The organism is Enterobacter sp. MGH119, from assembly GCF_001037675.1.
GTDB lineage: Bacteria > Pseudomonadota > Gammaproteobacteria > Enterobacterales > Enterobacteriaceae > Enterobacter > Enterobacter hormaechei_C.
Window position 1 is genome coordinate 85,575 of the sequence record NZ_KQ089932.1, and the last position, 13,800, is coordinate 99,374.

The 13,800-nt window shown below is 59.5% G+C and carries 13 protein-coding genes; 8 read left to right on the top strand and 5 right to left on the bottom strand.

What is annotated here, in order from left to right; translation table 11 throughout:
• Positions 1-72 precede the first annotated feature (72 nt).
• The 5 genes from uhpA to SK53_RS17360 all read left to right on the top strand — a co-directional run bounded on the left by uhpA (position 73) and on the right by SK53_RS17360 (position 6,161).
• Positions 73-666, top strand: a complete 594-nt coding sequence (gene uhpA, locus SK53_RS17340) for a transcriptional regulator UhpA (RefSeq protein ID WP_003861054.1) — start codon at positions 73-75, stop codon at positions 664-666.
• Positions 663-2,168, top strand: coding sequence for a signal transduction histidine-protein kinase/phosphatase UhpB (uhpB, locus tag SK53_RS17345; protein WP_003861052.1), 1,506 nt, complete (start codon positions 663-665; stop codon positions 2,166-2,168). The genes uhpA and uhpB overlap by 4 nt, the downstream gene beginning before the upstream one ends.
• Complete coding sequence (locus SK53_RS17350) at positions 2,161-3,471, top strand: MFS transporter (RefSeq protein WP_003861050.1); 1,311 nt, start codon at positions 2,161-2,163, stop codon at positions 3,469-3,471. Before uhpB ends, SK53_RS17350 begins: the two co-directional genes overlap by 8 nt.
• A 132-nt stretch (positions 3,472-3,603) precedes the next feature.
• Positions 3,604-4,995 carry a hexose-6-phosphate:phosphate antiporter gene (uhpT, locus tag SK53_RS17355; RefSeq protein WP_023315092.1) on the top strand — a complete coding sequence of 464 codons (1,392 nt, stop codon included), beginning with the start codon at positions 3,604-3,606 and terminating at the stop codon, positions 4,993-4,995.
• A 161-nt stretch (positions 4,996-5,156) separates the two neighbouring features.
• Entirely contained in the window at positions 5,157-6,161 is a 1,005-nt protein-coding gene (locus SK53_RS17360) for an alpha/beta fold hydrolase (protein ID WP_048209834.1), read from the top strand.
• On the opposite strand, the gene SK53_RS17365 is transcribed toward SK53_RS17360, so the two are convergent.
• Positions 6,149-7,051: a LysR family transcriptional regulator gene (locus SK53_RS17365; RefSeq protein ID WP_023323928.1), complete on the bottom strand. Its 903-nt coding sequence runs from the start codon at positions 7,049-7,051 to the stop codon at positions 6,149-6,151. The two genes, SK53_RS17360 and SK53_RS17365, sit on opposite strands and share 13 nt — an antisense overlap.
• Before the next feature lie 99 nt (positions 7,052-7,150).
• Here SK53_RS17365 and SK53_RS17370 point away from each other — a divergent pair, with 99 nt between their 5' ends.
• The 3 genes from SK53_RS17370 to nepI all read left to right on the top strand — a co-directional run bounded on the left by SK53_RS17370 (position 7,151) and on the right by nepI (position 9,484).
• Positions 7,151-7,603 (top strand): DUF1198 domain-containing protein, encoded by a 453-nt coding sequence (locus SK53_RS17370; protein WP_003861042.1) that lies wholly within the window; start codon positions 7,151-7,153, stop codon positions 7,601-7,603.
• A 97-nt stretch (positions 7,604-7,700) separates the two neighbouring features.
• Positions 7,701-8,228, top strand: coding sequence for an SRPBCC domain-containing protein (locus SK53_RS17375; protein WP_003861040.1), 528 nt, complete (start codon positions 7,701-7,703; stop codon positions 8,226-8,228).
• Positions 8,229-8,293: 65 nt separating this feature from the next.
• Complete coding sequence (nepI, locus tag SK53_RS17380) at positions 8,294-9,484, top strand: purine ribonucleoside efflux pump NepI (protein WP_022650101.1); 1,191 nt, start codon at positions 8,294-8,296, stop codon at positions 9,482-9,484.
• A 48-nt stretch (positions 9,485-9,532) separates the two neighbouring features.
• Here the strand turns inward: nepI and SK53_RS17385 are convergent, their stop codons facing one another.
• The 4 genes from SK53_RS17385 to SK53_RS17400 all read right to left on the bottom strand — a co-directional run bounded on the left by SK53_RS17385 (position 9,533) and on the right by SK53_RS17400 (position 13,785).
• The gene (locus SK53_RS17385; RefSeq protein WP_023315096.1) at positions 9,533-10,438 is read right to left on the bottom strand and encodes an EamA family transporter; all 906 of its coding nucleotides are present in this window, start codon (positions 10,436-10,438) and stop codon (positions 9,533-9,535) included.
• A gap of 144 nt (positions 10,439-10,582) precedes the next feature.
• On the bottom strand, positions 10,583-11,962 hold the full coding sequence (locus SK53_RS17390; protein WP_022650103.1) for a carbohydrate porin: 1,380 nt from the start codon (positions 11,960-11,962) through the stop codon (positions 10,583-10,585).
• Positions 11,963-12,100: 138 nt separating this feature from the next.
• Positions 12,101-12,403, bottom strand: a complete 303-nt coding sequence (locus SK53_RS17395) for a PTS lactose/cellobiose transporter subunit IIA (protein ID WP_014168006.1) — start codon at positions 12,401-12,403, stop codon at positions 12,101-12,103.
• Positions 12,404-12,408: 5 nt separating this feature from the next.
• Complete coding sequence (locus tag SK53_RS17400) at positions 12,409-13,785, bottom strand: glycoside hydrolase family 1 protein (protein ID WP_023323931.1); 1,377 nt, start codon at positions 13,783-13,785, stop codon at positions 12,409-12,411.
• Between the last annotated feature and the right edge of the window lie 15 nt (positions 13,786-13,800).

Consider the following 13,800-nt stretch of genomic DNA (forward strand, 5'->3'; position numbering starts at 1 on the left):
GTAAGCGTCTTTCGCTCTTGTAGGCCGGATAAGCGCAGCGCCATCCGGCTTTTTCAGACCGCAGGAACACACATGACCACCATCGCCCTTATTGACGACCACCTTATCGTCCGCTCTGGCTTTGCCCAGCTTCTCAACCTCGAACCGGATTTCCAGGTCGTGGCCGAGTTTGGCTCCGGTCGCGAGGCGCTGGCGGGCCTGCCGGGGCGCGGGGTGCAGGTCTGTATCTGCGATATCTCAATGCCGGATCTCTCCGGGCTTGAGCTGTTAAGCCAGCTGCCGAAAGGAATGGCGACCATTATGCTCTCGGTCCACGACAGCCCGGCGCTGGTCGAGCAGGCGCTCAACGCGGGGGCGCGCGGGTTCCTCTCAAAACGCTGTAGCCCGGATGAGCTGATCGCCGCCGTGCGCACCGTCTCCACCGGCGGCTGCTACCTGACGCCGGATATCGCCATCAAGCTGGCGGCGGGACGGCAGGATCCACTCACCAGACGCGAGCGTCAGGTGGCAGAGAAACTTGCCCAGGGCATGTCGGTGAAAGAGATTGCCGTAGAGCTGGGATTGTCGCCAAAGACCGTTCACGTTCATCGCGCCAACCTGATGGAAAAACTCAACGTCAGTAACGATGTCGAGCTGGCGCGCCGTATGTTTGACAGCTGGCAATGAACTCCCTTTTTTCGCGGCTGATCGCCGTTGTCGCCAGCTTTTTTATCTTCTCCGCCGCGTGGTTCTGCCTGTGGAGTATCAGCCTGCATCTGGTGGAACGCCCGGAGCTGGCGGTGCTGCTGTTCCCCTTTGGCCTGCGTCTGGGGCTGATGCTGCAATGCCCGCGCGGCTACTGGCCGGTGCTGCTGGGCGCAGAGTGGCTGATGCTGATCTGGCTGGCGCAGGAAGTGGCGCTGGCGCATCTGCCGTTATTGATGACCGGAAGCCTGCTCACGCTTATCCCGGTCGCCCTGATTTCCCGCTACCGTCACCAGCGCGACTGGCGCACGCTGCTGCGTCAGGGGGCGGCGCTAATTGCCGCCGCGCTGTTGCAGTCCCTGCCGTGGGTGGGTGAAAAGGAGGTGCTTAACGCCCTGCTGCTGACCCTTACCGGCGGCCTGACGCTGGCCCCGACCTGCCTTGTGATCTGGCATTATCTTACAAGCACTGTCTGGCAGCCGCTCGGCCCGGCGCTGGTCTCCCAGCCGGTGAACTGGCGCGCCCGGCATCTCATCTGGTATCTGCTGCTGTTTGTGGTGAGCCTGTGGCTCCAGCTTGGTCTCCCCGCTGAATTATCACGCTTCACGCCGTTTTGTCTGGCGCTGCCGATCATCGCCCTTGCCTGGCACTACGGCTGGCAGGGCGCATTGATCGCCACGCTGATGAACGCCATCGCGCTGATTGCCAGCCAGACCTGGCACGATCATCCTGTAGATTTACTGCTTTCCCTGCTGGCCCAGAGCCTGACCGGGTTGCTGCTCGGCGCGGGCATACAGCGCCTGCGCGAGCTGAACCAGTCCCTGCAAAACGAGCTGGCGCGCAACCGCCGTCTGGCGGAGCGTCTGCTGGAGACGGAAGAGAGCGTGCGGCAAGAGGTTGCCCGCGAGCTGCACGACGACATCGGCCAGACCATCACCGCCATCCGTACCCAGGCGGGCATTGTTCAGCGCCTGGCGGCAGAAAACGCGGGCGTGAAGCAGGGCGGGGCGCATATCGAACAGCTTTCGCTGGGCGTCTATGATTCCGTTCGTCGCCTGTTAGGGCGGCTGCGCCCGCGCCAGCTTGACGATCTCTCCCTGGAGCAGGCGGTACGCTCCCTGATGCGCGAGATGGAGCTGGAAAGCCGCGGCATTGTCAGCCATCTCGACTGGCGAATTAACGAATCTGCGCTGAGCGAAGGCCAGCGCGTAACCCTGTTCCGCGTCTGTCAGGAGGGGCTGAACAATATCGTCAAACATGCCAGTGCCAGCGCGGTCACGATCCAGGGCTGGCAGCAGGACGAGCGCCTGATGCTGGTAATTGAAGACGACGGCTGCGGCCTGCCGCCGGGCTCCGGCCAGCAGGGCTTTGGCCTGGCGGGCATGCGCGAGCGCGTAAAGGCGCTTGGCGGCACGCTGAGCCTCTCCTGCACCCACGGGACGCGCGTCAGCGTCAGTTTGCCGTTAAGGACGCATCATGTTTAAAACCCCCGCCAGCGCCGCCCCGCTAAGCAACAAAGCGGAAATCGACTCCCGCTACCGCTACTGGCGTCGCCATATCCTGATTACCATCTGGCTCGGCTACGCGCTGTTCTACTTTACCCGCAAAAGCTTCAACGCCGCCGCGCCGGAGATCCTCGCGAGCGGCGTGATGACCCGCACCGACATCGGCCTGCTGGCGACGCTGTTTTACATCACCTACGGCCTGTCGAAGTTCTTCTCCGGCATCGTCAGCGATCGCTCCAACGCGCGTTATTTTATGGGCGTCGGGCTGATCGCCACCGGCGTGGTGAATATTCTGTTTGGCTTCTCCACCTCGCTCTGGGCCTTCGCCCTGCTGTGGGCGCTGAACGCCTTTTTCCAGGGCTGGGGCGCGCCGGTCTGCGCCCGCCTGCTGACCGCCTGGTACTCACGCAACGAGCGCGGCGGCTGGTGGGCGATATGGAACACCGCGCATAACGTCGGCGGGGCGCTGATCCCGATGGTGGTGGGTGCCGCGGCGCTGCACTACGGCTGGCGCGCGGGGATGATGATTGCCGGTGGCCTGGCGATTGTCGCCGGGCTGTTCCTCTGCTGGCGCCTGCGCGACAGGCCGCAAACCGTCGGCCTTCCACCGGTGGGCGACTGGCGGCACGACGAGATGGAGATCGCCCAGCAGCAGGAAGGGGCCGGGCTGTCCCGCCAGGAGATCCTCACCAAATACGTGCTGAAAAACCCCTACATCTGGCTGCTGTCGCTCTGCTACGTGCTGGTCTACGTGGTGCGCGCGGCCATCAACGACTGGGGCAACCTGTACATGTCCGAGACGCTCGGCGTGGATCTGGTGACCGCCAACTCGGCGGTGACGATGTTCGAGCTGGGCGGGTTTATCGGCGCGCTGGTGGCGGGCTGGGGCTCGGACAAGCTGTTCAACGGTAACCGCGGCCCGATGAACCTGATTTTTGCCGCCGGGATCTTGCTCTCCGTCGGCTCACTATGGTTGATGCCGTTCGCCAGCTACGTGATGCAGGCGGCGTGCTTCTTCACCATCGGATTTTTCGTCTTTGGCCCGCAGATGCTGATCGGCATGGCGGCGGCGGAGTGCTCCCACAAAGAGGCGGCCGGCGCGGCGACGGGCTTTGTCGGGCTGTTTGCCTACCTTGGCGCATCGCTCTCCGGCTGGCCGCTGGCGCGGGTGATCGACATCTGGCACTGGAGCGGGTTCTTCGCGGTGATCGCCATCGCGGCGGGCATCTCCGCCCTGCTTTTACTGCCGTTTTTGCACGCGCAGGCACCGCGCGAAGCGTGACGCGCCTCACCTTTTGCTGCCGAGACGCGCAAAACTAAGAAATTTTCCCGGTTTCACCTGGACGCTGTCTCAGGCATCTCTCCTGGCTGGTTTTTACAATGCTGCAAAAATCAGCTCAGGAGTAAACCAACCATGCTGGCCTTCTTAAACCAGGTGCGCAAGCCGACCCTGGATCTGCCGCTCGACGTGCGGCGCAAGATGTGGTTCAAACCGTTCATGCAGTCTTATCTGGTGGTCTTCATCGGCTACCTGACCATGTATCTGATCCGCAAAAACTTTAACATCGCGCAGAACGACATGATCTCGACCTACGGGCTGAGCATGACCCAACTGGGGATGATTGGCCTGGGCTTTTCCATCACCTACGGCGTGGGGAAAACGGTTGTCTCGTACTATGCAGACGGCAAAAACACCAAGCAATTCCTGCCGTTTATGCTGATCCTCTCCGCCATCTGTATGCTCGGCTTCAGCGCCAGCATGGGCGCGGGGTCCGTTAGCCTGTTCCTGATGATCGCCTTCTACGCCCTGAGCGGTTTCTTCCAGAGTACCGGCGGGTCGTGCAGCTACTCCACCATTACCAAATGGACCCCGCGCCGCAAGCGTGGTTCCTACCTCGGCATGTGGAACATCTCCCACAACCTCGGCGGGGCGGGCGCGGCTGGCGTAGCGCTGTTCGGCGCAAACTACCTGTTCGACGGCCATGTGATCGGCATGTTTATCTTCCCGTCGATTATCGCCCTGATCGTCGGCTTTATCGGCCTTCGCTACGGCAGCGACTCCCCGGAATCGTACGGCCTCGGCAAAGCCGAAGAGCTGTTCGGCGAGGAGATCAGCGAAGAGGACAAAGAGACCGAAGAGAACGAGATGACCAAATGGCAGATCTTTGTTGAGTACGTGCTGAAAAACAAAGTGATTTGGCTGCTGTGCTTCTCGAACATCTTCCTGTACGTGGTGCGTATCGGTATCGACCAGTGGTCCACCGTGTATGCCTTCCAGGAGTTGAAGCTCTCGAAAGAGGTGGCGATTCAGGGCTTTACCCTGTTTGAAGTGGGCGCGCTGGTCGGCACGCTGCTGTGGGGCTGGCTCTCCGACCTCGCCAACGGCCGTCGCGCGCTGGTGGCCTGCATCGCGCTGGCGTTGATTATCGCCACCCTCGGCGTCTACCAGCACGCCAGCAACCAGTACGTTTACCTCGCATCCCTGTTCGCGCTCGGCTTCCTGGTGTTCGGTCCGCAGCTGCTGATCGGCGTGGCGGCAGTGGGCTTCGTACCGAAAAAAGCGATCGGCGCCGCCGATGGGATTAAAGGCACCTTCGCCTACCTGATCGGCGACAGCTTCGCCAAGCTGGGCCTGGGGATGATCGCCGACGGCACGCCGATTTTCGGCCTCACCGGCTGGGCGGGCACCTTCGCGGCGCTGGATGCGGCAGCGATCGGCTGTATCGTCCTGATGGCGATGGTCGCGGTGCTGGAAGAACGTAAAATTCGCCGTGAGAATCGTGCGCAGAAATTAAAAGTAGCCTGAGTGTGCAGGTAACTTCTTTGCCCGGTGTGTGATGCCGGGCTTTTTTATTTGTACGCCACACCTTTACCCCGCTTTACACACTCACCCTTCTCCATGCTCTACAGTGTTTTTGCTGCCGCCTTTCGTGCAGCCTTAGCCCCTTTTGCTAACGGAGAGCTTGCATGTTAACCCGACGATTGTCCTGCCTGGCGCTGCTGATGGCGCTGGCCTCCCCCGCAATGGCCGCGAATGCACCTACCTACGGCGAGAAGCTGGAAGGTTTTGACTACGGCTGGCCGGTAAAACACTTTACCTTTACCTCGCAGAACCAGCCTCTGGATATGGCTTACCTGGACGTGAAGCCGGAAAAACCCAACGGCCGCACCGTGGTGCTGATGCACGGCAAAAACTTCTGCGCCGGTACCTGGGACGGCACGATCCGCGCGCTTTCAGCCAGCGGGTATCGCGTGATCGCACCCGACCAGATCGGCTTCTGCAAATCCACCAAGCCGGAGCATTATCAGTACACCTTCCAGCAGCTGGCGGATAACACCCACGCGCTGCTGAAAACGCTGGGCGTCGATCGCGTCACGGTCATCGGCCATTCGACCGGCGGCATGCTGGCGACCCGCTACGCGCTGATGTGGCCGCAGCAGGTGCAGCAGCTGGTGATGGTGAACCCAATAGGGCTTGAAGACTGGAAAGCGCGCGGCGTGCCGCATATCACGGTTGACCAGTGGTACCAGCGCGAGCTGAAAGTCAGCGCCGACGGCATTCGTCAGTACGAGAAAAACACCTACTACGCCGGGGAGTGGAAGCCGGAGTACGAGCGCTGGGTCACCATGCTTGCCGGGTTAAACAACGGGCCAGGCAAAGCGCGCGTGGCGTGGAACTCGGCGCTGCTCTACGACATGATTTATACCCAGCCGGTCGTCTATGAATTTAACGAGCTGAAGATGCCGGTATTATTGATGATCGGCACGAAGGACAACACCGCCATCGGGAAAGATCTCGCCCCGCCTGAGATCCGCAAAACGCTCGGCAACTATGCGGTGCTGGGAAAGGAGACGGCGAAGCGCATCCCGCACGCTACGCTGGTGGAATTTAACGACATGGGCCACGCGCCGCAGATGCAGGATCCTGAGCGCTTCCACGAGGCGCTGCTTAAGGGGCTTCAGGCCCGCTGACTGGTTTGCAGCAACAGCCCGCGCAGCCACGCCTGCGCGGGATTGCGGTGCGTTCTGCCGTGCCAGGCCATGCTCTTGGTAAAGCCTGGCACTGGAACTGGCGTCTCGCAGATGAACATCCCCGTCTGATTTTCCGCGATGCGTGACGGCACGACGGCAATCATATCGCTGAGGGCCAGCACGTCCGGCAGAACCAAAAAGTGGCTCACCGAGAGCCCCACGTGCCGCGTCCGGCCAATTTTCTCCAGCGCGCTATCGGTTACCCCGCGAAAGCCGTCTCCCTCGTAAGAGACCAGCACATGCTCAAGGGCGCAAAATCGGTCTAACGTCATTGGCTCTCCGGCGTTTGGATGATCGGCGCGCATCATGCATACGTACCGTTCATCATAAAGCGCACGGCTGTGAAGCTCATCGGGCGTGGTGTGGGGGGTGATAAGCGCTACGTCAATAGCGCCCTGCTCGAGCTGGCTGACAAGGCTACCGGGGGTAACGGGCACCACGCGCACGCGTATGCCAGGCGCCTGTGTTTTAAGGGCGGCGATAAACGGCACAACAACCGCCCGAAGTGCATAATCCGTAGCGGCAAGAGTGAAGGTGAGGCGAGCGGTATTTGGGTCAAAGGCAACGGGCTGAAGCAGCACGTCGATATCCGCGAGAATGCGCTTCACCGGAGCGGCCAGCGCTTCCGCGCGCGTGGTTGGCACCATGCCGTGCGGGGCGCGGATAAAGAGCGGATCGTCGAAGTAGTCCCGCAGGCGGTTGAGCATGCCGCTCACGGCGGGCTGGGTCAGAGCAAGACGCGCCGCCGCGCGGGTGACGCTGCGTTCATCCAGCAGAGCGTCAAGCGTTTTCAGCAGGTTTAGATCCAGCGTGCGCAGATCCGCTTTCATGATGTTTTGCTACCTCTTTTCCGTTCACTATTATGGCGCTGCCCGCTGTCGACGCGTTGCGTTTCCCGCTATGATGGGCGGCTAGTCTAAGGAGAACGCATGGTCTGGATAATGCTGGCAACGCTTGCCGTGGTGTTTGTAGTTGGGTTTCGTGTCCTGACCTCGGATTCCCGCCGCGCCATCAAACGCTTGAGCGAACGGCTGGGTATCACCCCGATGCCGGTAGAATCGATGATCGACCAGTTCGGTAAAACGCCGGGCAATGAGTTTATCCGCTACCTTGAGCGCCCAGACGAAGCGCACCTGCAAAACGCCGCCCAGGTCCTGCTTATCTGGCAGGTCTGCATCGTCGACGGGAGCGAAGAGAATCTGCATACCTGGCACCGCATGCTGCGTAAAGCCCGCCTGGCCGCACCGATCACCGATGCGCAAATCCGCCTCGCGCTCGGCTTCATGCGCGAGATAGAGCCCGATCCGCAGGAGCTTGACGCCTTCCAGCTGCGCTATAACCAGCTTTTCCTCCCGGAAGAGGGCGTGTTTTATCTGCACTGATATCACGAAACGTGATGAAGAGTATAAAGCATCGTCATTAGATTTATATCTGCCGCAGGCGCACCATCACTTCATCCACTCGCTGCTGAGGTGAACCATGAAACAATCCGCCATTATCTGGCCAAACGACTACCTGCCAGGCACAACCGATAACTTTGCATCCAACGAAATCATCGTCGCCGGGCTGAGCGCAAAAGAGATTTGGGCGCAGCTTAACGACACTACCCTGTGGCCGAACTACTACAGCAACGCCGAAGATATTCGTTTTCACGACGGCAGCGGTCCGGAACTGAGCGCCAACGCCCGCTTCCGCTTTACGACCTTTGGCTTCCCGGTTGAGGCGCAGGTCACGGAGTATGTTCCGCCCGTTGACGGCGAAGCCGCACGGATCGCCTGGCACGGCTGGGTGGAGGGCGATGCCAGCTCGCGTCTGGATGTGATCCACGCCTGGCTGTTTGAAGACTTGCCGGGAAACCGCGTCCGTATTCTGACTCAGGAGTCGCAGAAAGGCGTTCCTGCACAGGAACTTGCTCGCACCGTGCCGAATCCGATGATCAACGGGCACCAGGAGTGGATCGTTGGGCTGGCGAATGCAGCGATGCAAGAAAAGTTGTCGAAACGTTAAATTCGTCACACTTTTGATGATAAACTGCGCGACTTTTCCGCACGTTTTTATCTTCAGGTGATGCCATGACAGAACATATCCAGCCCACAACCAGACCGCAGACCAAAGAGGTGTCGCGCCCCAACTGGTCGGCGGTTTTCTCCGTGGCGTTCTGCGTCGCCTGCCTGATCACCGTCGAGTTTCTACCGGTGAGCCTGCTGACGCCGATGGCGCAGGATCTGGGCATTTCCGAGGGCGTGGCGGGGCAGTCCGTTACCGTCACCGCGTTTGTGGCGATGTTCGCCAGCCTGTTTATCACTCAGGCGATCGGCACCATTGACCGTCGTAAAGTGGTCATTCTGTTCAGCGTGCTGCTGACGCTCTCCTGCCTGCTGGTCTCTTTCGCTGAAAGCTTCACCCTGCTGCTGCTGGGTCGCGCCTGCCTGGGGCTGGGGTTAGGCGGCTTCTGGGCGATGTCGGCCTCGCTGACCATGCGCCTGGTGCCCGCGCGCACCGTGCCGAAGGCCCTGTCCGTTATCTTCGGCGCGGTCTCTATTGCGCTGGTGATTGCCGCGCCGCTGGGCAGCTTCCTCGGCGGGATTATCGGCTGGCGTAACGTCTTTAACGCGGCGGCAGTGATGGGCGTGCTGTGCATTATTTGGGTGTGGAAAGCGCTACCGTCTCTGCCGGGGGAAGCGGCGCACCACAAACAGAATATGTTCGCGCTGCTGAAACGTCCGGGCGTGCTGGCGGGGATGACCGCCATTTTCATGGCCTTTGCCGGGCAGTTTGCTTTCTTCACCTATATCCGCCCGGTGTATATGACCATGGCGGGCTTTGACGTGGACGGCCTGACGCTGGTGCTCCTGAGCTTCGGTATCGCCAGTTTTGTCGGCACCTCACTGTCGTCTCAGTTCCTGAAGCGCTCCCTGAAGGTGGCGCTGGCGGGTGCCCCGCTGGTGCTGGCGATCAGCGCCGCGGTGCTGGTGTTGTGGGGTAGCGATAAGTGGGTGGCTTCGGCGATCGCGATTATCTGGGGCTTTGCCTTTGCGCTGGTGCCGGTGGGCTGGTCGACGTGGATCACCCGCTCGCTTGCCGATCAGGCGGAAAAAGCCGGGTCGATTCAGGTAGCGGTGATCCAGCTGGCGAACACCTGCGGCGCGGCGGTGGGCGGCGTAGCGCTCGACCATCTGGGGCTGACGTCACCGCTGGTGATTTCCGGCACGCTGATGCTGCTGACGGCGCTGCTGGTGGCGGGGAAGGTTAAGGCGAAGTAGTGCTTTTCTCCCTCTCCCGTGGGAGAGGGTTGGGGTGAGGGCATCAGGCTACGCCGATGCCTTAACCCTTCTGCGTGAATCCATCGAAATCAACACCACCGACGACACAATCAACAGCGTCCCCAGCCAGTCCGGCAGGGTGAATGCCACCCCCAGCAACACCACCGACAGCAGCGCGCTGCTCAGCGGTTCGGCGCAGCTCAGAATGCTCGCTTTCGGCCCGCCGATCATCTGTGCGCCTTTCAGATACAGGCTGAACGTCAGCGCGGTGCCAATCACCACCAGGTAGAAAAACGCCAGCAGCAGGCCGCCGTCGATCACAAAGGTGGTGCCGCGTCCGGCGTAGAACGGCGTCAGCATTAATCCCGCAATCAACATACTCCAGCCGACAATCGGCAGCGTGCCGTAGCGGGCAATCAGCGTCGATGGATAGGTGGTGTAAAACGCCGCAGCAAACGCTGAGGCGATACCGAAGAACAGCGCGGCAGGCGAGATGGAGAGCGACGTCGGGTCGCCGTGGGTGACCAGCAGGAAGGTACCCACAAGCGACGTGAAAATCGCGGATAAGACAAATATGCCGGGACGCGTTTTCCGCGCCAGCGCAAACCATGCCACGATAATGGTCGGCGACAGAAACTGGAGCACGGTGGCCGTAGCGGCGTTGGATTTTTCAATCGTCAGCAGGAAGGTGAGCTGCACGGTGAGCGCGCCAACCAGCGAGAAAAACAGCAGGCTGAGGGCGTCTTTGCGGTTTTTGATGACCGAGAAAATCTTGTCGCCGTGAACGAAGGAGAGCGTCAACAGGATCACGCCGGTAAACAGCAGACGAACCATGGTCAGGTAAGGCGAAGAAATGTGGCTTTTCTCCATGATGTACTGCGCGCAAACCCCGGAACTGCCCCATAAAACGGCGGCGATCAGGACGTTGAGCATCCCTTTGCGTGTGGAACCCATGTTCTCCCCTGTTATGTTGTCGTTAATTCGGTCAACAGCATAGCATGGTTGTGTGCGGCCTGATGCCCTCACCCCGACCCTCTCCCACGGGGAGAGGGAGCGAACACTAAAAACGGCAACTTTCGTTGCCGTTTTGCTTTTACTTTAGAACCACGCCTCCCACATCGCGCCGACGTTGAAGTCGTCCAGCGTCTCATCTTTGGTGTTGTTCACGCGCGCGGTGCGTTCGTTATCCACCTTGCCGCCGGTCACGTAGAAGCGCAGCATCGGGCGGAACTCCGGCCCCATGGCGATAGACATGTTCTGCGACAGGGTCAGCTTCCAGCCCTTGTTGTCGCCGCCGTTGTCGTAATCCACGTGCTGCCAGCCCGCTTCCAGCCAGGTGGAGTGAACGTCGTTCCACCAGTGCATCGGGCGCACGATGGCATTGTAGTTCTTGCGGTTGTCGGTCTTATCGCGGCTATTGTCGTAATCGTGGAAGGCGAGGATGTACTCCACCTGCGTCGCCTGGGTGAATTTGTACAGCCCTTCGAAGCTGGCGTAGACCGTGGTCAGGTCTTCGGTTTTATTGAACACGCTGTTGTCCGAATTATCGGAGTAGCGGGCGATCACCTTGTTCACGCCGCTGTCGTTGGTGTGGCTCAGCACCACGCCGCCCTGCCAGGCGTTAAGACGCTCGTCGCTCTCTACCGCTTTTGAATCAAAGCCGTAGTTGGCGTACAGCTCCAGATCCAGCGGACCGAGCTTCATGCCGTGGATTTTAGAGGTGGCCGCGTAGTTACCTTTGTCGCCCGTGCCGGACCCGCCGGTACAGGTGATGCGTGACGGGTTCGCTTCGTCTTCCATCACTTCCGGGCTACAGGATTCCACTGCCGCCACGGCAGCGACGTCAAACTGCACGCCGCCGATATCGAAGTTCTTCACCCCGGCGCCCTGACCGTCGTGGTTCATCCAGAAGTAATCGTTGATGCCCTGCTGCGGACGCTGGTGGAAGTCGCGACCCGCCCAGAAGTAGGCGTTCGGGTTGGAGGCCATAATGTTGGTCACGCCGGCGTAGGCTTTCTTGAGGTTAACTTCGTCGCCCCAGTGGTCGATCATCACGTTGATGTCCCAGATGGCGCCGTTTTCGCCCTTGAAGGCTTTAGAGAGCTGGAACTCGCCACCGTTGCCTTCGTTACCCAGACGACCAATGGCGGACGCGCCGTTGTAGGAGCCGTCCACCGCCACGTATTTCTGATCGGCAGCCTGGAAGTGCGCGCCGTAGCGGGCGTAGCCGGTAAATTTAACCCCGAACGGGATCGCCATATCCGGGGATTGCGCCGCGCTCTGCGGCTCGGTCACCACGTCCGCTTTTTTCGCGACCGCCGCATCCATTTTAGCCTGACGCTCGGCCAGGGCTTTATCCACCGCTTTCGCCACAATGGCGTCGATTTGCTCCTGAGTGAATTCCTGAGCGAGGACGGAAATTGGGCAAAGCGCGGCGATAACCGCCATGGTTAATGGAAGTTTTTTAATCGTATTCATGGTTATCTCAATATAGTTTAATTTTATTCAGACAATAACCATCCCGCTCCGATCTGACAGAATATGTCGCTATCATCAGAACAAGTGGATTTCTAGTTTTAGGTACAGAGGTATTACATTAAATTATTTCGCCATAGACTATCTCTGATATAAATGAATAATCTCTTCAGATAATTCACGCGCTAATAGCGAATTCATTAAATGATCCTGCGCGTGCACCATAATTAATGTCATCGGCTGGCGGGCTTCGCCCGCGTCCTGCTCAATCAGTTTGGTCTGCATCTTGTGCGCCTGGCGCGCGTAGCCGTCGGCTTCGCGCAGCAGGCTTTTGGCCTCGTCAAGGTTGCCCTGGCGCGCCGCGTGCAGGGCTTCAAAGCACAGGCTGCGGGACTGCCCGGCGTTGACGATAATTTCCATTACGGCTTCTTCTAGTGCGATCATTATCTTTACTCTTTATCAAAACTATTATTTAAGGCGGTGGCGGCAAACCACTCTCCGCTTTTTTTAATGGTGCGCTGCTGCGTCTCTACATCGAGCTGAATAAAACCGTAGCGGTTTTTATACGCATTACACCACGACCAGTTATCAATAAACGTCCACATATGGTAGCCAAGGCAATTGCAGCCTTCGCTAATACCTTTGTGCAGCCACGATAAATGCTCAGAAATAAAATCAATGCGGTATTGATCGTTAATCTGGCCATTTTCAATAAAACGTTGCTCGTTTTCGACGCCCATGCCGTTTTCAGAAATAAAGCAGCGGGGGTTGCCGTAATTGTCGCGCAGGTTAACCAGAATATCGTAAATACCCGGCTCGTAGATTTCCCAGCCGCGGTACGGATTCATCTTGCGGCCCGGCATCTCGTAATTATCAAAGAACCACTCCGGCATAAACGGCGCCTGCGGGTTCACCGCGCTGTCGCGACACTTCACGCGACGCGGCTGATAGTAGTTAATGCCGAGCAGGTCGATTTTCCCTTCCGCAATCAGGAAGCCGTCTTCCGGCTTGCAGGCGGGCAGCTGATCGTAAGATTTCAGCAATGCCACCAGGTCGGCCGGATACTCCCCGCGCAGCACCGGGTCGAGGAAGCTGCGGTTAAACATTAAATCCGCAATGTGCGCTGCCTTCACGTCTGCCGGGTTCCGGGAGCGCGGGTAAGACGGCGTCAGGTTCAGCACGATGCCGATCTCCCCCGCGTAGTGCCCGGCGCGGTAGGCCTGCACCGCCTTCGCATGGGCCAGCACGGTGTGATACGCCACGGTGGCCGCCCGGCGGAAATCCACTACGTTGGGGTAGTGGAAGTCGTACAGATAACCGCCTTCCACCGGAACAATCGGCTCGTTGAAGGTAAACCAGTGCAGCACGCGGTCGCCGAACAGCTCGAAGCATATCTGCGCATAGCGGGCGTACGCGTCCACTACGTCACGGTTTTCCCAGCCGCCAATTTCCTGCATCGCCATCGGCATGTCGAAATGGAACAGGGTGATAAACGGCGTGATGCCCTGTTCATTCAGCTCATCAATGACCTGATTATAAAAATCGACCGCGTCCGGGTTCACTTCACCGATACCGTCGGGGATCAGGCGCGCCCAGCTAATCGAGGTACGAAAGCTGTTGTGGTTCAGCTGTTTTAACAGCTGAATGTCCGTTTTCCAGTGCTGATAAAACGTGGAGGTGTGCTGCGGCCCCACGCCGTTGTGAAAACGGTTCGGCTCGCGGGCAAACCAGTAGTCCCACGTGGTTTCACCCTCTCGTGTCCCTTCCGTCTGGAGAGCGGAGCTTGCGCTGCCCCACCAGAAGTTATCGGGAAATGCGTATTTCATGACCCTTCCTCTTTG

What these genes read in the sequence shown, in the direction of transcription:
- nepI (WP_022650101.1), top strand. Translation starts at nt 8,294, where the DNA reads ATGACAGAACATATCCAGCCCACAACCAGACCGCAGACCAAAGAGGTG.
- SK53_RS17385 (WP_023315096.1), bottom strand. Translation starts at nt 10,438, where the DNA reads ATGGGTTCCACACGCAAAGGGATGCTCAACGTCCTGATCGCCGCCGTT.
- uhpA (WP_003861054.1), top strand. Translation starts at nt 73, where the DNA reads ATGACCACCATCGCCCTTATTGACGACCACCTTATCGTCCGCTCTGGC.
- SK53_RS17395 (WP_014168006.1), bottom strand. Translation starts at nt 12,403, where the DNA reads ATGATCGCACTAGAAGAAGCCGTAATGGAAATTATCGTCAACGCCGGG.
- SK53_RS17350 (WP_003861050.1), top strand. Translation starts at nt 2,161, where the DNA reads ATGTTTAAAACCCCCGCCAGCGCCGCCCCGCTAAGCAACAAAGCGGAA.
- SK53_RS17370 (WP_003861042.1), top strand. Translation starts at nt 7,151, where the DNA reads ATGGTCTGGATAATGCTGGCAACGCTTGCCGTGGTGTTTGTAGTTGGG.
- uhpB (WP_003861052.1), top strand. Translation starts at nt 663, where the DNA reads ATGAACTCCCTTTTTTCGCGGCTGATCGCCGTTGTCGCCAGCTTTTTT.
- SK53_RS17400 (WP_023323931.1), bottom strand. Translation starts at nt 13,785, where the DNA reads ATGAAATACGCATTTCCCGATAACTTCTGGTGGGGCAGCGCAAGCTCC.
- SK53_RS17375 (WP_003861040.1), top strand. Translation starts at nt 7,701, where the DNA reads ATGAAACAATCCGCCATTATCTGGCCAAACGACTACCTGCCAGGCACA.
- SK53_RS17360 (WP_048209834.1), top strand. Translation starts at nt 5,157, where the DNA reads ATGTTAACCCGACGATTGTCCTGCCTGGCGCTGCTGATGGCGCTGGCC.
- SK53_RS17365 (WP_023323928.1), bottom strand. Translation starts at nt 7,051, where the DNA reads ATGAAAGCGGATCTGCGCACGCTGGATCTAAACCTGCTGAAAACGCTT.
- uhpT (WP_023315092.1), top strand. Translation starts at nt 3,604, where the DNA reads ATGCTGGCCTTCTTAAACCAGGTGCGCAAGCCGACCCTGGATCTGCCG.
- SK53_RS17390 (WP_022650103.1), bottom strand. Translation starts at nt 11,962, where the DNA reads ATGAATACGATTAAAAAACTTCCATTAACCATGGCGGTTATCGCCGCG.